Source organism: Streptomyces lavendulae subsp. lavendulae, assembly GCF_002803845.1.
In the GTDB taxonomy this organism is placed as follows: domain Bacteria; phylum Actinomycetota; class Actinomycetes; order Streptomycetales; family Streptomycetaceae; genus Streptomyces; species Streptomyces lavendulae.
In genome coordinates this window covers 2,928,297-2,947,262 of the sequence record NZ_CP024985.1, presented here as the reverse complement: position 1 = coordinate 2,947,262, position 18,966 = coordinate 2,928,297, and the positions used below count along the sequence as shown (strand labels likewise).

The window sequence follows — 18,966 nt, the reverse complement described above, 5'->3', positions numbered from 1 at the left end:
CCGGGCCCCACCGCGGCTGCTTAGAGCGACGGGTACAGCGGGAACTTCGCGGCGAGCGCGGAGACGCGCGCCTTGAGGTCATCGGCGTCGAAGTCGGGCTTCAGGGCGGCGGCGATGATCTCCGCGACCTCGGTGAAGTCCTCGGCGCCGAAACCGCGCGTGGCGAGCGCCGGCGTACCGATGCGCAGGCCCGAGGTGACCATCGGGGGACGCGGGTCGTTCGGGATCGCGTTCCGGTTGACCGTGATGCCGATCTCGTGGAGGCGGTCCTCGGCCTGCTGGCCGTCCAGCTCCGAGTTGCGCAGGTCCACCAGGACCAGGTGCACGTCGGTGCCGCCCGAGAGGACGGAGACGCCCACCTCGGTGACGTCGGCCTGGACCAGGCGCTCGGCGATGATCTTCGCGCCTTCCAGGGTGCGCTCCTGGCGCTCCTTGAACTCGGGCGAGGCCGCGATCTTGAAGGAGACCGCCTTGGCCGCGATCACGTGCTCCAGCGGGCCGCCCTGCTGGCCCGGGAAGACCGCGGAGTTGATCTTCTTGGCCAGCTCCTGCGTCGACAGGATGACACCGCCGCGCGGACCGCCGAGGGTCTTGTGCGTGGTGGTGGTGACGACGTGGGCGTGCGGCACCGGGTTCGGGTGCAGACCCGCGGCGACCAGGCCGGCGAAGTGCGCCATGTCGACCATGAGGTACGCGCCGACCTCGTCCGCGATGCGGCGGAAGGCGGCGAAGTCCAGCTGGCGCGGGTACGCGGACCAGCCGGCGACGATCAGCTGCGGCTTGGACTCCTTGGCGAGGCGCTCGACCTCGGCCATGTCGACCTGACCCGACTCGTCGACGTGGTACGGGACCACGTTGTAGAGCTTGCCGGAGAAGTTGATCTTCATGCCGTGGGTCAGGTGACCGCCGTGGGCCAGGTTCAGGCCCATGATCGTGTCGCCCGGCTTCAGCAGCGCGAACATCGCGGCGGCGTTGGCCTGCGCACCGGAGTGCGGCTGCACGTTCGCGGCCTCGGCGCCGAACAGCGCCTTGATGCGGTCGATGGCGATCTGCTCGACCACGTCGACGTGCTCGCAGCCGCCGTAGTAGCGGCGGCCGGGGTAGCCCTCGGCGTACTTGTTGGTCAGGACCGAGCCCTGGGCCTCCATGACGGCGACCGGAGCGAAGTTCTCCGACGCGATCATTTCCAGGGTCGACTGCTGGCGTACGAGCTCCGCGTCGACGGCGGCGGCGACGTCCGGGTCGAGCTCGTGGAGGGGGGTGTTCAGAACGGACATCAGGATCCCCTGGGGTCTCAGTTGTCGGAGTGGGTGAGCGCGGCGTACTCGTCGGCGGAGAGCACGTCCTTCGGCTCCTCCGAGAGGCGCACCTTGAACAGCCAGCCACCCTCGAACGGGGCGGTGTTGACGAGCGCCGGGTCGTCCACGACGTCCTGGTTGGCCTCGACGACCTCGCCGGAGACGGGGGAGTACAGGTCGCTGACCGACTTGGTCGACTCCAGCTCGCCACAGGTCTCGCCCTCGGTGACGGTGTCGCCGACCGCGGGGAGCTGGGCGTAGACGACGTCACCGAGCGCGTTGGCCGCGAACTCCGTGATGCCGACCGTCGCGACGCCGTCGACGGCGTCCGACAGCCACTCGTGCTCCTTGGTGTAACGCAGCTGCTGGGGGTTGCTCATGACCTGATTCTCCTGGATGCGGGGGAGTGGATGTGAACAGTGGTCTCGCGGACCGAGACGGGCGCCGGGGCGCCGGGACACGGCCGTACGGTCGGCCGTGCGGCTGCGGCGACTACTTCTGCCGCTTGTAGAACGGCAGAGCCACGACCTCGTACGCCTCATGCGTACCGCGAATGTCCACGCCGACGCCGGAGGTGCCGGGCGCGGCGTGCGCCGCGTCGACGTAGGCCATCGCGATCGGCTTGCCCAGCGTCGGGGACGGGGCACCGGAGGTGACCTCGCCGATGACCTGGCCGTCGGCGACGACCGGGAAACCGGCGCGCGGGACGCGGCGGCCCTCGGCGATCAGGCCGACCAGCTTGCGCGGCGGGTTCGTCGCGGCACGCTCGGCGGCGGCCTCCAGCGCGGCGCGGCCGACGAAGTCCCCCTCCTTCTCGAACTTCACGACCCGGCCCAGCCCCGCGTCGAAGGGGGTGAGGGAGGTGGTCAGCTCGTGCCCGTACAGCGGCATGCCCGCCTCCAGGCGCAGCGTGTCGCGGCAGGACAGGCCGGCCGGCACCAGGCCGACGCCCTCGCCCGCCTCGGTCAGCGCCTGCCACAGCTCCACGGCGTGCTCCGGGGAGACGAACAGCTCGAAGCCGTCCTCGCCCGTGTAGCCCGTACGCGCGATGAGCGCGGGCACGCCCGCGACGGTGCCCGGCAGGCCCGCGTAGTACTTCAGGCCGTCCAGGTCGGCGTCGGTCAGCGACTTCAGGATGCCGGGGGACTCCGGGCCCTGCACGGCGATCAGCGCGTAGGCGTCGCGGTCGTCGCGGACCTCGGCCTCGAAGCCGTCGGCGCGCTCGGTGAGGGCGTCCAGGACGACCTGGGCGTTGGAGGCGTTGGCGACCACCATGAACTCGGTCTCGCCCAGGCGGTAGACGATCAGGTCGTCCAGGATCCCGCCGTCCTCCTGACAGATGTGCGTGTAGCGGGCGCGGCCGACGCCGACGGTGGAGATGTTGCCCACCAGTGCGTAGTCCAGGACCTTGACGGCCTCGGGGCCGGTCAGGGTGATCTCGCCCATGTGGGACAGGTCGAACAGGCCGGCCTTGGTCCGCACGGCGTTGTGCTCGTCGCGCTCACTCGCGTAGCGCAGCGGCATGTCCCAGCCCGCGAAGTCGGTCATGGTCGCACCGAGCGAGCGGTGCAGCGCGTCGAGCGCGGTCAGGCGGGGGGCAGTGCTCATGGGTGTGGCTCCCGGGTCCCAGGGCATGACATGACGAGGACGATCCTCCCCATCTGTCATCGGAACCTGAGAGGTTCGCCGAGAGTTCCCGCGACACGGCGGGACGCCCTGGCTTGCACCTTGGGTGGAGCGCGCGGCGGCCGTCGGGGGACGGACGTCGTCGCTCGCTTTTCAGATCTGCCTCATCCACGCGGTACGGGGCCTGAGAGATTCAAGGGAGGTACTTGCTCCTTCGGCGCCCGGGCACGGCCTCGCGGCGTGCCGGGACTCTCCCGCGCGGATTCAAGCGGCCGGTATGCAGTTGGTGTCCAGATGGCGCACATCATTGCACGGGACGCTCGGGAGCGGGCAGTGGGGCCCTGGAAGAACGGACGGACCGGAACCGAGGCCACCGGATTACCGTCTCTTTACACTCAGTGGGCACGGGGTCCTGGCGACCCGATTCGGGGGGAGACGATCACTGTGCGGAGATTCGGAGTGCTGGCGGCGACGGGAACGGTGGACGGGGTCCCGGCCCAGCGCAGTCCGCGGCCGCGGCCGGCCGGCCGGGTCCGCGACCTGCGCGGCGCAGCGGTGGCCGGGCCGCGGCGGCTCGGTTTCCCCGCCGGGGACATCGTGGTGGTCTCCGGCCTGCCCGGCGGCGGCAAGAGCACCCTGATCAAGCGGGCGGCCGAGGACGGCGGCATCGACTCCCAGGACGCCCGCGAACGCTGGGAGCGCCGGATGCCGGGGGCCCTGCCCTACGCCGTGTACCGGCCGCTGGTGCGGGCCGCGCACTACTGGGGGCTGTGGCGGCGGCTGCGCACGGGGGACTCCGTGGTGGTCCACGACTGCGGCACCCAGATGTGGGTGCGGGGGATGCTCGCCGCGGCCGCCCGGCGCCGGGGCCGCTCGCTGCACCTGCTGCTGCTGGACACCACGGCCGAGGAGGCCCGCTCCGGGCAGGAGGCGCGGGGGCGCCGGGTCTCGGCGTATGCCTTCGCACGGCACCGGGGCGCGGTGGGACGGCTGCTGCGCGACGCCGAGGCCGGACGCCTGCCGGCGGGATGCGACTCCGCGGTCATCCTGGACCGCCGCTCGGCGGCGGCGGTGACCCGCATCTGCTTCTTCTGAGGGCTGCGGGGGAGGGGGATCAGGGGTGGGCGGTAGCCTCGGGGCGACATCGGGGCGGAACCGTACGGAGGCAGGGGTACATGCAGGGCAGCGGCTGGCCGGCGAACGAGTTGGAACAGGTCCTCGGGGCGGCGCTCGGCCGCCCGGACGCCGGGCCGCGGATCCTGGAGGCCCTCGGCCGCAGCCAGGTCTGGGTACCCCTGCCCCACGGCGGCAGCCCCGACCACGCCGCCCTCGACCTCCCGACGATGCTGATCGGCGGGGAGGCGTACGTCCCCGTCTACAGCTCGGAGGCCCAGTTCCGGCACGGCGCCGGACCCGCCATGGACTTCGCGATCGCCCCCGCCGTCGAGTTCGCCCGCGGCCTGCCCCCGCAGCTCGGCATCGCCGTGAACCCCGAGGGCGCCGTCGGGGTACCGCTGCCCCCCGCCGCCGTCGCCGAGCTGTGCCGCGCCGGCCGGACCCCGCTCGACGGCCCCGCCACCGGCGGCCGCGTCCGGCTCTTCGAGCCCGACTGGCAGGAGGACCCCGTCGACTTCCTGGCCGCCGCAGCCGAGGAGTTCCGCGCCACCGGCGTGGTCACCGCCGCGCACCGCTGCCTCGCCAGCGTCGAGGCCGGCCCCCCGCAGCTCTACGTCGGCGTCCGGCTGGTGGGACAGGATCTCGGGCTGCGCGACGCCCCCCTGGAGGCCCTCGGCCGCGCCCTGGCCCGCGTACCCGCGCCCTGGCCGGTGCAGTTGATCCTCCTGGACGCGGCGGAGGACCCGGTCACGGACTGGATTCGTGAGCGCGTACGCCCCTTCTACCTTCCCTAGCGCCGCTTAAGCTGGTTGGTACGGGTGGACGACGGGCGGACGAAGAGGGGTACCGGGTGAGTGCGTCAGGCACGGCCGCGGCCGGGCAGGTCGAGCACATGCTGCGCCAGGTGACTCCCGGGCGCTATGAGAGTTATGAGTCATTCCTGCACGCCCTCGCCGAGGGCAGGCTGTGGATGCTGCTGTGGCAGGGGCAGCCGGGTTCGCCGGACGCCCAGTACGGCGGCATGGAGGTCGAGGGCCTCGGATACGCGCCCTGCGTGACCTCGCCGCAGGAGCTGGCCGCCAGCGGCTGGAACCGCGGCTACGAGGTGGTCACCGGCCGGGACATCGCCCGCGCCCTCTACCCCGACCGCTGGGGCCTGTGGGTCAACCCGCACGCCCCGGGCGGCGGCCTCGGCGTCCCGTGGGCCGACCTGCGCCGCGTCGCCACCGGCCTGGACCGCATGCCCGCGGGCCCGCTGCGGCTCTCCGAGCCCGCCCTGGAGCTCCCGCAGTTCTACGGGCTGCTGACGCAGCACGCGCACCGCACACCGGCCGTCAGGTCGCTGCGCCGGGCGTGGGTCCAGCCCGCGCTCGGGACGGCCTACCTCGCGGTGGGGCTCGACCTGTACGACGCCTCCGCGCCCGCGCTGGAATCCGTACGCGAGATGATGCGCCAGTCGGTCGGGGCGGTCCCCGAGGGCGTGCCCGTGTGCACGGTCGCGCTGGCGGACGAGCACGATCCGGTGGCGATGTGGCTGCGGGCGCAGACCCGGCCGTTCTACGACCGCGAGGGCCAGGCCGCGGCGTACTAGCCCGCGCGGAAAACCACTTGACCGGCTCCGCCGGGCCGGAACGGGGCTCCGTACCGACCCGTCAACAGGGACTCGCGCGGGCGCGCCCGGGGCCTGAGACGGACAGCTTCGACGGACCTTCGGCCGTCGGGAACCACGGTTCCCGGCGGCCTTCTCCTTGTCCGGATATCACCCCTGTTGGGCGTCCAATTGGCGCACTCCTCCTGCGTGTTGGGCGGCATGTCCGTTTGTGTACCGAACGGACGGTCTTGCTCCGCTGAGCCGTGAGCGGAGTCCGGATAACGGGAACCGGGGCGTCAGATCACGGTTGCGCATCCATTCATCTGCGGGTCTGGCGGCTGGTCGAGCGCCCGATGAAGACTCCCCACCCAAGAGCCGGTCAGTCCTCCAGGGCGCGGTTCGGCACGTGGACTTCGCTTGTTGTTTCACACGGCACTTCCCGCACTTCCCGCACTTCTCGCACGTCGGCTGCATCGCACCGCGCTCCGTACAGCAATTCGCACAGCAGTTCGTATAGCAGTTCGTATAGCCCCGCTTTTCGCAGTCCGCAGTTCGCACCTCCCACCGCACTTCGCACGCGTTCCACGTGTCCCGAGCACTCCGAGCGCCACTCCGCACCAACGCCGCCACAGCGGCGGGCATGGGCCGGCAACCCGTCGGCCGAGAGGGGTCCCCACCACGATGACGGCACCACAGCACGACACGAGCGCGGAAACGCCCGCACCCGTGTCCGTAGCCGACGTCCCTGCCAAGGCCATCGAAGGCCGCTCGCCCGGCCGCATCGCCTGGATGCGGCTCAAGCGCGACAAGGTCGCGCTGACCGGCGGCGTGGTCGTGATCCTCCTGATCCTGGTGGCGGTCTTCGCGCCGCTGATCGTGGGCCTGCTGGGGCACGATCCCAACGAGTTCCACGAGGACATGATCGACCCGGACCTGGGCACGCCGCTCGGCTCCTTCGGCGGCATCAGCTCCGACTTCCTGCTGGGCGTCGAACCGACCAACGGCCGCGACGTGTTCAGCCGGATCGTCTACGGCGCCCGCATCTCCCTGGTCGTCGCCTTCCTGGCGGCCTTCGTCTCGGTCGTCCTGGGCAGCCTGCTCGGCGCCCTGGCCGGCTTCCTCGGCGGCTGGGTCGACGCCGTCATCAGCCGCGTGATGGACCTGCTGCTGGCCTTCCCGCAGCTGCTGTTCACCATCGCCCTGGTCTCCGTGGTCCCCAACTCCCTGTGGGGGTTCGAGGGTTCGGGCGTCCGGATGGGCGTGCTGATCGTCGTCATCGGCTTCTTCGGCTGGCCGTACATCGGCCGTATCGTCCGGGGCCAGACGATCTCCCTGCGTGAACGCGAGTACGTCGAGGCCGCACGCAGCCTCGGCGCGGGCCGCGGCTACATCCTGATCAAGGAGCTGCTGCCCAACCTGATCGCGCCGATCCTCGTCTACTCGACGCTGATCATTCCGACCAACATCCTGACGGAAGCGGCCCTCAGCTTCCTGGGTGCCGGCGTCAAGCCGCCCACGGCCTCCTGGGGAAAGATGCTCTCCGACGCCGTCCCCATCTACCAGGACGACCCCATGTACATGGTGGTCCCGGGTATCACGATCTTCATCACCGTCCTGGCGTTCAACCTCTTCGGGGACGGGCTGCGTGACGCACTCGACCCCAAGGGCAGCTGAACCGCTTCTTCGATTCACCCACCTCTGGAGGTTGGACAACCGTGATCCGCAGAAAGCAGGCACTCGCGATCACCGCCGTGATCGCCGCCCTGTCGCTGACCGCCGCGTGCGGTGGCAACGACAAGAAGGCAGACGGCAGCGACGACAAGGGCGACAAGGGCTACAGCGGTGCCACCGCCTCCCTGGTCAACGCCTCCGACGCCAAGGGCGGCGAGCTGAAGCTCTGGTCCCCGCAGGACGTCGACTTCCTCGACCCGGCGCGCGCCTACTACGGCTTCGTGTGGAACCTGCAGCGCCTCTACATCCGCCAGCTGTACGCCTACGACAGCAAGCCCGGCGCGGCCGGCACCAAGCTGGTCCCGGACCTCGCCGCGGGCGAGCCCGTCCTGAGCAACGACGGCAAGACGTACACCGTCAAGATCAAGGACGGCGTGAAGTTCGAGGACGGCTCGCCGATCACCGCGAAGGACTTCAAGTACGGCATCGAGCGCGTCTTCGCGCAGGACGTGCTGTCCGGCGGTCCGACGTACCTGATCGACCTGCTCGACCAGGGCCAGAAGTACCCGGGTCCCTACAAGGACACCGACCCGAACAAGATGGGCCTGAAGTCCGTCGAGACGCCGGACGACCACACGATCGTCTTCAACCTGGCGAGCGCCAACTCCGACTTCAAGTACCTGCTGGCCATGCCGTCCTCCTCGCCGGTCCCGGCGGGCAAGGACGAGGGCGCCTCGTACACCAACAAGCCGGTCGCCACCGGTCCCTACAAGGTGGAGTCCTTCGCCTCGGGCAAGGGCGCGACCTTCGTCCGCAACGAGAACTGGGACCAGGCCACCGACACGATCCGCAAGGGTCTGCCGGACAAGGTCACCTTCACGGTCACCACCAACCCGGACGACATGGACCAGCGCCTGCTCTCCGGCGACATCGACCTCGCCGTCGACGGCACCGGTGTCCAGCAGGCGGCCAAGAACAAGATCCTCAAGGACGCGAACCTCAAGAAGAACGCGGACAACCCCTACACGGGCTACATCCGCTACTTCGCCTTCCCGCAGACGGTCGCGCCGTTCGACAACATCGAGTGCCGCAAGGCCGTCATCTACGCGGCCGACCCGAAGTCGCTGCAGAACGCCCGCGGTGGCCCGACCAGCGGTGACCTCGGCGCGAACATGCTGCCGCCCGGCATCCCCGGCTCGGACAAGAAGTACGACCCGTTCAACCTGACCTCCGGCAAGCCGCAGCTGGACAAGGCCAAGGCCGCGCTCAAGGCCTGCGGCAAGCCCGACGGCTTCGAGACCACCATCGCGGTCCGCAACAACCGCGCCCCCGAGGTCAAGAGCGCCGAGTCCCTCCAGGCCGCGCTCGCCAAGATCGGCGTCAAGGCGACGATCGACCAGTACGACGGCAAGCTCTCCTCCTCCACGATCGGTTCGCCCGAGAACGTGAAGAAGAAGAACTACGGCATCATCGTCATGGGCTGGGGCGCCGACTACAACTCCGGCTCGGGCTTCCTGCAGCCGCTGGTCGACGGCTCGTTCATCCTGCCGAACGGCAACAACAACTACACCGAGGTCAACGACCCGGAGATCAACGGCCTGTTCAAGACCGCCGCTGCCGCCGCCACCCCTGAGGCCGCCGCCCCGTTCTACGGCCAGATCAACCAGAAGGTCATGGAGAAGGCGCTCTACCTGCCGATCAACTTCGACAAGGCGCTGATCTACCACAACCCGCGTCTGACCAACGTCTACTTCAACGACTCGATGGGCCGCATCGACCTCGCGGTCCTGGGCGTCGGCAAGTAGTCGGGCGAGCAGTACCGGCCCGCGAGGGCCCGTAAGACAGCAGCAACTACGCAAGTACGCAAGTAAGTGCCTTCACCGCACGTGCGCTAGTCCGAAGGGCAGGTGAAGGCCGCAGGCGGCGGCTGCCGTCCCCACGCGGGACGGCGGCCGCCCGCCCCGGGCGGCCGACTGCAGTGCTCGTCTACCTCATACGGCGGCTTTTCAACGTCGCCGCCACGCTGCTGGTGGTCTCCGCGGTCACCTTCGGCATCTTCTTCGCGGTCCCCAAGCTGACCGGCAGCGACCCCGCGCTCATGTACGCCGGCCGCGAGACCAGCGAGACCGCCCTGCAGGGCATCCGGGTCAAGATGGGCTTCGACAAGCCGATCTCCGAGCAGTACTGGGTGTTCCTCAAGGGGATCTTCGTCGGCCGCGACTACGACGCGGGCACCGAGGTCACGCACTGCGCCGCGCCGTGCTTCGGCTACTCCTTCAAGAGCGAGGCACCCGTCTGGCAGACCATGCTCGACCGCATGCCGGTCACCCTGTCGCTCGCCCTCGGCGCGGCGGTCATCTGGGTTCTGGCCGGTGTGGCCACCGGAGTGGTCTCGGCGCTCAAACGCCGGACCGCCATCGACCGCACCGTCATGGTCGGCGCCCTCGCCGGCGTCTCCCTGCCGATCTTCTTCACCGGCATGGTGGCCCCGGCGGTCTTCGTCTACAGCCTCGGCTGGCTGGACGTATCCAACTACAAACCCCTGACCGAGGATCCGCTGGCCTGGCTCAACAGCATGATCCTGCCCTGGGTCACCCTGGCCTTCCTCTTCGCCGCCACCTACGCCCGCATCACCCGGGCGACCATGCTGGAAGTCCTCGGCGAGGACTACATCCGCACGGCGCGCGCCAAGGGACTCAAGGAGGGCGTGGTCATCCGCAAGCACGCCCTGCGCTCCACCCTCACCCCGATCGTCACGATGTTCGGCCTCGACCTCGGCGGACTCCTCGGCGGCGCGGTGCTCACCGAGACGACCTTCAACTTCCAGGGTCTGGGGACGGCGGCCGTCGCCGCCATCGGCCAGGGCGACCTCCCCGTGATCATGGGAGTCACCCTGCTCGCCGCGCTGTTCGTGGTGATGGCCAACCTGATCGTGGACCTGCTGTACGCCGTCATCGACCCGCGCGTGAGGCTGACGTGACCAAGACCGTTTCCGACGAGCCCGCCTTCGTCCCGGAGCAGGGCGGACCGCGCGACGCGGCCCCCTTCCTCTCCGTACGCGACCTGCGCGTGCACTTCCCGACCGACGACGGCCTGGTGAAGTCCGTCGACGGACTCTCCTTCGACCTGGAACGCGGCAAGACCCTCGGCATCGTGGGCGAGTCCGGCTCCGGGAAGTCGGTGACCTCGCTGGCCATCATGGGCCTGCACCGCACCGGCAACGCACGCAGCCGCCCCCACATCTCGGGCGAGGTCGTGCTCGACGGCGAGGACCTGGTCGCCGCCGACGCCGACCGGGTGCGCCGCCTGCGCGGCCGCAAGATGGCGATGGTCTTCCAGGACCCGCTGTCCGCGATGCACCCGTACTACTCGGTCGGCAAGCAGATCGTCGAGGCCTACCGGACCCACCACGACGTCGACAAGAAGACGGCCCGCACCCGCGCCGTCGAGATGCTCGACCGCGTGGGCATCCCGGAGCCCCACCGGCGGGTGGACGCCTACCCGCACGAGTTCTCCGGCGGCATGCGCCAGCGCGCGATGATCGCGATGGCGCTGGTCAACAACCCCGAGCTGCTCATCGCGGACGAGCCGACCACAGCCCTGGACGTCACCGTCCAGGCGCAGATCCTCGACCTGATCCGCGACCTCCAGAAGGAGTTCGGCTCCGCGGTCATCATGATCACGCACGACCTCGGCGTGGTCGCCGAGATGGCCGACGACATCCTCGTGATGTACGGCGGCCGGTGCGTCGAGCGCGGCACCGCCGAGAAGGTCTTCTACGGTCCCCGGCACCCCTACACCTGGGGCCTGCTCGGCTCCATGCCGCGCATCGACCGCGACCAGACCGAGCGCCTGATCCCGGTCAAGGGCTCGCCGCCCAGCCTCATCAACATCCCGAGCGGCTGTGCCTTCAACCCCCGGTGCCCCTACGCCGACGTGCCCAAGGGCGGCATCACCCGCACCCAGCGCCCCGAGCTGACCGAGGACGACAGCCGGCACTGGTCCGCCTGCCACATGTCGCAGGAGGAGCGGACCCGGATCTGGACCGAAGAGATTGCGCCGAAGCTGTGAGCGAGAACCCTGAAACGAACACCGAGGACGCGCTCCTGAAGGTGACCGGGCTGGTCAAGCACTTCCCCATCAACAAGGGGCTGCTGCGCCGGCAGGCCGGGGCCGTCAAGGCCGTGGACGGCATCGACTTCGAGGTCCGGCGGGGGGAGACCCTCGGCATCGTCGGCGAGTCCGGCTGCGGCAAGTCCACCATGGGACGCCTGATCACCCGGCTGCTCGAACCGACCGACGGCCGGATCGAGTTCGAGGGCAAGGACATCACGCACCTGGGCGTCGCGGGCATGCGTCCGCTGCGCCGCGACGTGCAGATGATCTTCCAGGACCCCTACGGCTCGCTGAACCCGCGGCACACGGTCGGCACGATCGTCGGCGCGCCCTTCCGGCTCCAGAAGGTCACCCCCGAGGGCGGCCTGAAGGCGGAGGTCCAGCGGCTGCTGTCGCTGGTCGGCCTGAACCCCGAGCACTTCAACCGCTACCCGCACGAGTTCTCGGGCGGCCAGCGCCAGCGCATCGGCATCGCCCGCGCCCTGGCCCTCAAGCCGAAGCTCGTCGTCGCGGACGAGCCGGTCTCCGCGCTGGACGTGTCGATCCAGGCCCAGGTGGTGAACCTGCTGGACGACCTCCAGGAGGAGCTCGGCCTGACGTACGTGATCATCGCGCACGACCTGTCGGTCATCCGGCACGTCTCGGACCGCATCGCGGTGATGTACCTCGGCAAGATCGTGGAGCTGGCCGACCGAAAGTCGCTGTACGAGGCCCCGATGCACCCGTACACGACGGCGCTGATGTCGGCGGTGCCGGTCCCGGACCCGCGGCGGCGTGGGGCGAAGAGCGGGCGCATCCTGCTCAAGGGCGACGTGCCCTCGCCGATCTCCCCGCCGGCCGGCTGCCGCTTCCACACGCGGTGCTGGAAGGCGACGGAGATGTGCACGAAGGTGGACCCGCCGCTGGTCGCCCTGAAGACCGGGCACCAGGTGGCGTGCCACCACCCGGAGAACGCCCCCGACCAGGCCCCGGGCGACCCGGCCCTGCCGGGCGCCACCGAGGCGGTGGCAACGGCCACCGAATAGCCCCTGCCCTGCCGGGCACTGCCCCGGGCGGGCGGTGTCCCTGCCGGGCGGTGCCTGCGGGGGCGGCGGGGTTCGCGACGGTCCCCTCGCCCCTGCCGGGGCGGTGCCCGCGGGCGGGTCAGACGTGGGGGTGGCGGGTCCGGAGTAGCGGACGGACCCACCGCCCCCGGGCGGGGCCCCGGGTCACACCCGGGGCCCCGCCACACCCACACCAGCCCCGCGGGCGTTCGAGGCGCGGGGGTCCGGGGGCGGAGCCACCCCCGGGGGCTCCGGCGGCCCGCAACGCAGCCCCGGCTCCGCCGCACCACCGGCTCCGCCGCACGTGCGACCGGCGGAGCCACCCGGCCGGGGCGGCCGTCGCGCGTGCCCGGCGGGTGCGGCCCGCCGACGCCGGCCGGCGGAGCCACCCGGCCGGGGCGGCCGTCGCGTGGGGGAGCGGGATGCGGCCCCACGCGCCCCGGCTCCGGCTGCCACCCGTCCCGGCCGGCGGAGCCACTCGTCCCGGCCGGCGGAGCCACTCGTCCCGACCGGCGGAGCCACTCGTCCCGACCGGCGGAGCCACCGGCGTTCGCGGCGGGCGACAATGGCGGGGTGCTCCACGATCTCTTCCCGCCCGACGTCCAGCACGCCCTGGACCTCGCGGGCATCTTCGTCTTCGCCCTGGCAGGCGCCCTGCTCGCGGTCCGCAAGAATTTCGACGTCTTCGGCATCGCCGTCCTCGCCCTCGTCACCGCCCTCGGCGGAGGCCTCTTCCGCGACCTCGTCATCGGCGCCGTGCCGCCCGCCGCCTTCGGCCAGCTCAGCTTCTTCGTGACGCCGCTGGTCGCCGCCGCGATCGTCTTCTTCCTGCACCCCGAGGTGCAGCGGATCAACCGGGCCATCAACGTCTGCGACGCCGCCGGCCTCGCCCTGTTCTGCGTCACCGGCACGACCAAGGCCTACGAGTACGGCCTGGGCCTGACCGCGTCCGCCGCGCTCGGCCTGGCCACCGCCGTCGGCGGCGGCGTCCTGCGCGACGTCCTCGTCAACGAGGTCCCCTCGCTGCTGCGCGACCGGGAGATGTACGCCGTCCCGGCCATGGTCGGGGCCTCGATGGTGGCCGTCTTCATCGGCCTGGAGGTGCTCAACGCCCTGACCACCGGCGTCGCCATCGTCACCACCTTCGTCCTGCGGCTGCTCGCGATGCGCTACCACTGGCGGGCCCCGCTGGCATGGAACCGCCGCTCCGCGGTCGCCGAGGAGCCGTAGGCCCCGCCCGGTCCCGCCCGGCCCGCCCGGCAAAAGAAAGCTACCGCTTAGTAGCTTGCAGGTGTATTTTCGAGCCATGTCACACACAGCCGCCCAGGCCACCATCGGCGACAGCGAATTCGACCGCGACACCACCATCGCCCCGCGCGCGGGCGAGCCCGGGGTCTACGACGCGGAACTCTCCGCAGGCTGGACGATCATCAGCGCCGTCAACGGCGGCTATCTGCTGGCCCTGGTCGGCCGGGCCCTGTCCGCGGCCCTGCCGCACCCGGACCCCTTCACCGTCTCGGCCCACTACCTGACCTCCTCGGTGCCAGGCCCCGCCGTGATCCGCACCCAGGTCGTGCGGGCCGGCCGGAACCTCTCCACGGGCCAGGCCTCCCTCTTCCAGTTCGACGAGAACGGCGCCGAGGTCGAGCGCATCCGTGTGCTCGCCTCCTACGGCGACCTCGACGGCCTCCCCGACACCGTGCACACGGTGGCGAAGCCGCCCGTCATCCCGCCCTACGAGGACTGCCTCGGCGCCGAGGCCGGCCCGGCGCCGATCCCCGGCAGCTCGGCCATCGTGGACCGGCTCCGGCTCCGCCTGGACCCGGCGACCGCCGGCTGGGCGGTCGGCGCGCCGTCCGGGAAGGGCGAGATGCGGGCCTGGTTCGAGCTGGCCGACGGCCGCGACGCCGACCCGCTGTCGCTGCTGCTCGCGGTGGACGCGCTCCCGCCGACCGCCTTCGACCTCGGCCTGCTGGGCTGGGCCCCGACCGTCGAGCTGACCACCCACATCCGCTGCCGCCCGGCCCCCGGTCCGCTGCGGGTGGGCATCGTCACGCGCAACCTGGCCGGCGGCTTCCTGGAGGAGGACGCCGAGGTCTGGGACTCCGCCGACCGCCTGGTGGCCCAGTCCCGCCAGCTGGCCCGCGCCCCGCGCCCGTAGCCCCCGGCGCGGCTCCGCGCGCGACCCCGGCGCGGCCCGTGGCCCCGACCGTGGCCCGGGTCGCGCCGCGCTCGCGCGCCACCGGCCGTCCCGGCCGCGCGTACCCCGGGGAACCCGGCGCCCGGGGACTCGTAGAATCGGGGGATCATGGCCTACCTCGACCACGCCGCGACCACGCCGATGCTCCCGGAAGCCGCTGCGGCGATGACCGCGCAGTTCGCCGTCACGGGTAACGCGTCCTCCCTGCACGCCGCCGGCCGCCGGGCCCGCCGTACCGTCGAGGAGGCCCGCGAGTCCCTCGCCGAGGCACTCGGCGCGCGCCCGAGCGAGGTGGTCTTCACCGCGGGCGGCACCGAGGCGGACAACCTCGCCGTCAAGGGCCTCTACTGGGCCCGCCGCGACGCCGACCCCGCCCGCACCCGCATCCTCGCCAGCCCCGTGGAGCACCACGCCGTCCTCGACGCCGTGCACTGGCTCGGCGAACACGAGGGCGCGCGGGTCGAGTACCTGCCCGTGGACCGCTACGGGCGGGTCCACCCCGAGGCCTTCCGCGAGGCCGTCGAGCGGGCCCCCGAGGACGTGGCCCTGGCCACCGTCATGTGGGCCAACAACGAGATCGGCACCGTCATGCCGGTCGGTGAACTGGCTGCCATCGCGGGCGAGTTCGGTATCCCGCTGCACTCCGACGCCGTCCAGGCCTTCGGACAGCTCGACGTCCGTTTCGGCGACAGCGGCCTCGCCGCGATGACGGTCAGCGGCCACAAGATCGGCGGACCCTACGGCATCGGCGCGCTGCTGCTCGGCCGTGACCAGAGCCCCGTCCCCGTCCTGCACGGCGGTGGCCAGGAGCGGCACGTCCGCTCCGGGACCCTCGACGTGCCGGCCGTCGCGGCCTTCGCCGTCGCGGCCGTACTGGCCGCCGAGCGGCGCGAACGCTTCGCCGCCGAGGTCGGCGCGCTGCGCGACGAGCTCATCGGCGCCGTCCTGGAGGCCGTCCCCGACGCCGTCCTGGGCGGCGACCCCGAGGACCGCCTCCCCGCGAACGCCCACTTCAGCTTCCCCGGCTGCGAGGGCGACTCCCTGCTGCTGCTCCTGGACGCCCAGGGCATCGAATGCTCCACCGGTTCGGCCTGCACCGCGGGCGTCGCCCAGCCCAGCCACGTCCTGCTGGCGACCGGCACGGACCCGCAGCTGGCCCGCGGCACCCTGCGGTTCTCCCTCGGCCACACCTCCACCCGGGAGGACGTCGCCGCGGTGGCCGCCGCCATCGGCCCGGCCGTCGAACGCGCCCGTACGGCGGGCCTCAGCTAGGCCTCATCCAGGACCGGGCGAAGCGGCGGCCGGTGCGGCGGTCGCGGCGGTCGCGGCGGTCACCGTGAGCCCGGCGCGGACCAGACCGAGGTAGCGGTCCCAGTCCCAGTGGGGGCCCGGGTCCGTGTGGTCGGCGCCCGGGACCTCGGAGTGCCCCAGGAAGTGGGTGCGGTCCACCGGTATGCCGTACCTCCGGCAGACATCGGCGGCCAGCCGGGCCGAGGCCGCGTACAGGGCGTCGGTGAAGTCCTGCGGCCGGTCCACGAACCCCTCGTGCTCGATGCCCACGCTGCGCTCATTCATCGAGCGGTTCCCGGAGTGGAAGGCCACGTCCAGCTCGCGCACCATCTGCTCCACGTGCCCGTCCTGGCGCACTATGTAGTGCGCCGAGGCCTTGTGGAACGGGTTCTTGAAGGCGTCCACGGAGGACGCGAAACTGCCCTGGGTGACGTGCACGACGATCCGGTCGATGCGGTAGTCGTCGGGCCGGTCCGCCATCCGCCAGTTCGCCGGGGAGGCCGCGGTCCAGCTCGCCCCCGCGTGGTCCAGCTCACCCTCCTTGCGCGGCTTGCGCACGCCCGGCAGCAGCCACCAGGCCCGCCCGATCTCCTCCCGGCCCACGAGCGCCGCCGCCCCGAGCACCCCGATCCCGCCGAAGAGCACCGCCCTGCGGGTCCGGCCCGTCGTGCGCTTCCCCGGCTCCGCCGGACCCTTCGTCCCCTGCTCCGCCATGTGATCCACCCCCCACAGCCGACAACGCGCCGTGACCCCGCCCGGTTCCCCGTACCCTGGACGGTGCTATGACTGAGAACCTGCCGCGCACCGCCCGCCCCCTTCGCGTCCTGGCCGCCATGTCCGGTGGCGTGGACTCCGCCGTCGCCGCCGCCCGAGCGGTCGAAGCCGGGCACGACGTCACCGGCGTCCACCTGGCGCTCTCCGCGAACCCGCAGTCCTTCCGGACCGGCGCCCGCGGCTGCTGCACCATCGAGGACTCCCGCGACGCCCGCCGCGCCGCCGACGTCATCGGCATCCCCTTCTACGTCTGGGACCTCGCCGAGCGCTTCCGCGAGGACGTCGTCGAGGACTTCGTCTCCGAGTACGAGGCCGGCCGCACCCCGAACCCGTGCCTGCGCTGCAACGAGAAGATCAAGTTCGCGGCGCTGCTCGACAAGGCCCTGGCCCTCGGCTTCGACGCCGTCTGCACCGGCCACTACGCCACCGTCGTCCTGAACGAGGACGGCACCCGCGAGCTGCACCGCGCCTCCGACATGGCCAAGGACCAGTCCTACGTCCTCGGCGTCCTCGACGAGAAGCAGCTCGCCCACGCCCTCTTCCCCCTCGGCGACACCCTCACCACCAAGGACGAGATCCGCGCCGAGGCCGAGGAGCGCGGCCTGGCCGTCGCGAAGAAGCCCGACAGCCACGACATCTGCTTCATCGCCGACGGCGACACCCAGGGCTTCCTCGCGAACCGCCTGGGCAAGGCCGAGGGCGACATCGTCGACGAGAACGGCGAGAAGGTCGGCACCCACGAGGGCGCCTTCGGCTTCACCATCGGACAGCGCAAGGGCCTGCGGATCGGCCACCCCGCCCCCGACGGCAAGCCCCGCTACGTCCTCGACATCTCCCCGGTGAACAACACGGTCACCGTCGGCCCCGTCGAGGCCCTCGACGTCAGCGCCCTCACCGCGATCCGCCCCCGCTGGTGCGGCTCCGCCGCCGCCGCCCCCGGCACCTACACCGCGCAGCTGCGCGCCCACGGCGGCGAGACCGAGGTCTTCGCCGAGACGGTGGACGGCGAGCTGCGCGTCACCTTCACCGAGCCGGTCCGCGGCGTGGCCCCCGGCCAGGCGATCGTGCTCTACGACGGCACCCGCGTGGTCGGCTCCGCCACCATCGCCACCACCACCAAGGCCGCGGCCGCCGCGGTCTGACCCCGGCGTCCCGCTCCCGCTCCCGCCCCCACCCCGTCCCGGGTGCGGGCGGCGGGCGGGACCACCGCCCTCAGGCGACGGTCAGGACGATCTTGCCCGTGGTGCGGCCCCGCTCGCCGATCTCGTGGGCCTTCGCGGCCTGCTCCAGCGGCAGCACCGTGTCGATCAGCGGCTTGAGCAGACCCCCCTCGACCAGGGCCGTGATCTCCTCCAGCCCCTTCAGGTCCGGCTCCACCAGGACCCAGGAGGCGTGCACGCCACCCGGGTCGGCCGGGAGACCGTCCGGGCCGGGCAGGGTCACCAGGTGCCCGCCGGGCCTGAGCACCTTCAGCGAGCGCTCCCCGTGGTCCCCGCCGATGGCGTCGACGACGACGTCCACGTCCGCGACCGCGTCCTCGAAGTCGGTGGTGCGGTAGTCGATCACCTCGTCGGCGCCGAGGGCGCGCAGCAGCTCGTGCTTGCCGGCGCTCGCCGTGCCGATCACGTACGCGCCCCGGGCCTTCGCGATCTGCACGGCGAGGTGGCCGACCCCGCCCGCCGCGGCGTGCACCAGGACGCGCTGCCCGGCCGAGACCCCGGCGGTGTCCACCAGCGCCTGCCAGGCGGTCAGCGCGGCCAGCGGCAGGGCCGCCGCCTCCACGTGGCTCAGCGAGGCGGGCTTGCGGGCGAGGTGCCGGGCGGGGGCGGTCACGTACTCGGCGTACGCTCCGGCCTGCTGCGGGAAGCGGGGCATCCCGTACACCTCGTCGCCCGCCCGGTACAGGGTCACGCCCGGTCCGACGGCCTCCACGGTGCCCGAGACGTCCCACCCGACCGCCGGGACCGGCCCCCAGGGGATCAGGCCGCCGCTCTCGCGGGTCTTCCAGTCCACCGGGTTCACCCCGGCCGCGTGGACCCGGACGAGCACCTCGCCCATGCCGGGCTCGGGACGCTCGGCCTCGGTCTCGACGAGGACCTCGGGTCCGCCCCACTTGCTGACGACGACGGCGCGCATGAAATATCTCCTTGCTGGCTTTCCGTGCCGGTACCACCGGCCGACGGGTCCACTCTGGCCGCTGCCCCGACCGCACGGTATTGGCCGTCCGGCCACCATGTGACA

General features: G+C 71.9%; 17 protein-coding genes and 1 riboswitch. Of the genes, 12 read left to right on the top strand and 5 right to left on the bottom strand.

What is annotated here, in order from left to right; all coding sequences use genetic code 11:
* Window positions 1-20 precede the first annotated feature (20 nt).
* From glyA to gcvT, 3 genes are all read right to left on the bottom strand, one after another.
* Window positions 21-1,277, bottom strand: a complete 1,257-nt coding sequence (gene glyA / locus SLAV_RS12265) for a serine hydroxymethyltransferase (protein ID WP_030236060.1) — start codon at window positions 1,275-1,277, stop codon at window positions 21-23.
* A 17-nt stretch (window positions 1,278-1,294) separates the two neighbouring features.
* Complete coding sequence (gene gcvH / locus SLAV_RS12260) at window positions 1,295-1,678, bottom strand: glycine cleavage system protein GcvH (RefSeq protein ID WP_030236063.1); 384 nt, start codon at window positions 1,676-1,678, stop codon at window positions 1,295-1,297.
* Between the two features lie 112 nt (window positions 1,679-1,790).
* Window positions 1,791-2,906, bottom strand: a complete 1,116-nt coding sequence (gcvT, locus tag SLAV_RS12255; protein ID WP_030236064.1) for a glycine cleavage system aminomethyltransferase GcvT — start codon at window positions 2,904-2,906, stop codon at window positions 1,791-1,793.
* Window positions 2,907-3,087: 181 nt separating this feature from the next.
* A riboswitch (glycine riboswitch) is annotated at window positions 3,088-3,191 on the bottom strand.
* A gap of 171 nt (window positions 3,192-3,362) precedes the next feature.
* On the opposite strand from gcvT, the gene SLAV_RS12250 reads away from it, so the two are divergent.
* The 11 genes from SLAV_RS12250 to SLAV_RS12200 all read left to right on the top strand — a co-directional run bounded on the left by SLAV_RS12250 (window position 3,363) and on the right by SLAV_RS12200 (window position 15,933).
* Window positions 3,363-4,019 (top strand): AAA family ATPase, encoded by a 657-nt coding sequence (locus tag SLAV_RS12250; RefSeq protein ID WP_030236067.1) that lies wholly within the window; start codon window positions 3,363-3,365, stop codon window positions 4,017-4,019.
* Between the two features lie 80 nt (window positions 4,020-4,099).
* Window positions 4,100-4,834 carry an enhanced serine sensitivity protein SseB gene (locus SLAV_RS12245; RefSeq protein WP_030236069.1) on the top strand — a complete coding sequence of 245 codons (735 nt, stop codon included), beginning with the start codon at window positions 4,100-4,102 and terminating at the stop codon, window positions 4,832-4,834.
* Window positions 4,835-4,890: 56 nt separating this feature from the next.
* Complete coding sequence (locus SLAV_RS12240) at window positions 4,891-5,631, top strand: enhanced serine sensitivity protein SseB C-terminal domain-containing protein (RefSeq protein WP_078950522.1); 741 nt, start codon at window positions 4,891-4,893, stop codon at window positions 5,629-5,631.
* 681 nt (window positions 5,632-6,312) lie between these two features.
* Complete coding sequence (locus SLAV_RS12235; protein ID WP_030236075.1) at window positions 6,313-7,305, top strand: ABC transporter permease; 993 nt, start codon at window positions 6,313-6,315, stop codon at window positions 7,303-7,305.
* Between the two features lie 41 nt (window positions 7,306-7,346).
* On the top strand, window positions 7,347-9,107 hold the full coding sequence (locus SLAV_RS12230; RefSeq protein WP_030236079.1) for an ABC transporter substrate-binding protein: 1,761 nt from the start codon (window positions 7,347-7,349) through the stop codon (window positions 9,105-9,107).
* Window positions 9,108-9,280: 173 nt separating this feature from the next.
* Window positions 9,281-10,282, top strand: coding sequence for an ABC transporter permease (locus SLAV_RS12225; protein ID WP_030236081.1), 1,002 nt, complete (start codon window positions 9,281-9,283; stop codon window positions 10,280-10,282).
* A complete protein-coding gene (locus SLAV_RS12220; RefSeq protein ID WP_030236084.1) occupies window positions 10,279-11,373 on the top strand; it encodes an ABC transporter ATP-binding protein in 1,095 nt (364 codons plus the stop codon). The genes SLAV_RS12225 and SLAV_RS12220 overlap by 4 nt, the downstream gene beginning before the upstream one ends.
* On the top strand, window positions 11,370-12,443 hold the full coding sequence (locus SLAV_RS12215) for an ABC transporter ATP-binding protein (RefSeq protein WP_234333777.1): 1,074 nt from the start codon (window positions 11,370-11,372) through the stop codon (window positions 12,441-12,443). Before SLAV_RS12220 ends, SLAV_RS12215 begins: the two co-directional genes overlap by 4 nt.
* Before the next feature lie 591 nt (window positions 12,444-13,034).
* Window positions 13,035-13,691 carry a trimeric intracellular cation channel family protein gene (locus tag SLAV_RS12210; protein WP_030236089.1) on the top strand — a complete coding sequence of 219 codons (657 nt, stop codon included), beginning with the start codon at window positions 13,035-13,037 and terminating at the stop codon, window positions 13,689-13,691.
* Window positions 13,692-13,767: 76 nt separating this feature from the next.
* On the top strand, window positions 13,768-14,622 hold the full coding sequence (locus SLAV_RS12205) for a thioesterase family protein (RefSeq protein ID WP_030236092.1): 855 nt from the start codon (window positions 13,768-13,770) through the stop codon (window positions 14,620-14,622).
* A gap of 147 nt (window positions 14,623-14,769) precedes the next feature.
* Window positions 14,770-15,933 carry a cysteine desulfurase family protein gene (locus SLAV_RS12200; RefSeq protein WP_030236095.1) on the top strand — a complete coding sequence of 388 codons (1,164 nt, stop codon included), beginning with the start codon at window positions 14,770-14,772 and terminating at the stop codon, window positions 15,931-15,933.
* A gap of 3 nt (window positions 15,934-15,936) precedes the next feature.
* Here the strand turns inward: SLAV_RS12200 and SLAV_RS12195 are convergent, their stop codons facing one another.
* Window positions 15,937-16,665: an N-acetylmuramoyl-L-alanine amidase gene (locus SLAV_RS12195; protein WP_037687975.1), complete on the bottom strand. Its 729-nt coding sequence runs from the start codon at window positions 16,663-16,665 to the stop codon at window positions 15,937-15,939.
* Between the two features lie 68 nt (window positions 16,666-16,733).
* Between SLAV_RS12195 and mnmA the strand changes: the two genes are divergently transcribed.
* On the top strand, window positions 16,734-17,867 hold the full coding sequence (gene mnmA / locus SLAV_RS12190) for a tRNA 2-thiouridine(34) synthase MnmA (protein ID WP_030236103.1): 1,134 nt from the start codon (window positions 16,734-16,736) through the stop codon (window positions 17,865-17,867).
* A gap of 70 nt (window positions 17,868-17,937) precedes the next feature.
* On the opposite strand, the gene SLAV_RS12185 is transcribed toward mnmA, so the two are convergent.
* The gene (locus tag SLAV_RS12185; protein ID WP_030236104.1) at window positions 17,938-18,861 is read right to left on the bottom strand and encodes an NADP-dependent oxidoreductase; all 924 of its coding nucleotides are present in this window, start codon (window positions 18,859-18,861) and stop codon (window positions 17,938-17,940) included.
* Between the last annotated feature and the right edge of the window lie 105 nt (window positions 18,862-18,966).

Coding starts and splice junctions, on each gene's coding strand:
- SLAV_RS12200 (WP_030236095.1), top strand. CDS start 14,770: ATGGCCTACCTCGACCACGCCGCGACCACGCCGATGCTCCCGGAAGCC.
- SLAV_RS12235 (WP_030236075.1), top strand. CDS start 6,313: ATGACGGCACCACAGCACGACACGAGCGCGGAAACGCCCGCACCCGTG.
- SLAV_RS12205 (WP_030236092.1), top strand. CDS start 13,768: ATGTCACACACAGCCGCCCAGGCCACCATCGGCGACAGCGAATTCGAC.
- gcvT (WP_030236064.1), bottom strand. CDS start 2,906: ATGAGCACTGCCCCCCGCCTGACCGCGCTCGACGCGCTGCACCGCTCG.
- mnmA (WP_030236103.1), top strand. CDS start 16,734: ATGACTGAGAACCTGCCGCGCACCGCCCGCCCCCTTCGCGTCCTGGCC.
- SLAV_RS12185 (WP_030236104.1), bottom strand. CDS start 18,861: ATGCGCGCCGTCGTCGTCAGCAAGTGGGGCGGACCCGAGGTCCTCGTC.
- glyA (WP_030236060.1), bottom strand. CDS start 1,277: ATGTCCGTTCTGAACACCCCCCTCCACGAGCTCGACCCGGACGTCGCC.
- SLAV_RS12195 (WP_037687975.1), bottom strand. CDS start 16,665: ATGGCGGAGCAGGGGACGAAGGGTCCGGCGGAGCCGGGGAAGCGCACG.
- gcvH (WP_030236063.1), bottom strand. CDS start 1,678: ATGAGCAACCCCCAGCAGCTGCGTTACACCAAGGAGCACGAGTGGCTG.
- SLAV_RS12245 (WP_030236069.1), top strand. CDS start 4,100: ATGCAGGGCAGCGGCTGGCCGGCGAACGAGTTGGAACAGGTCCTCGGG.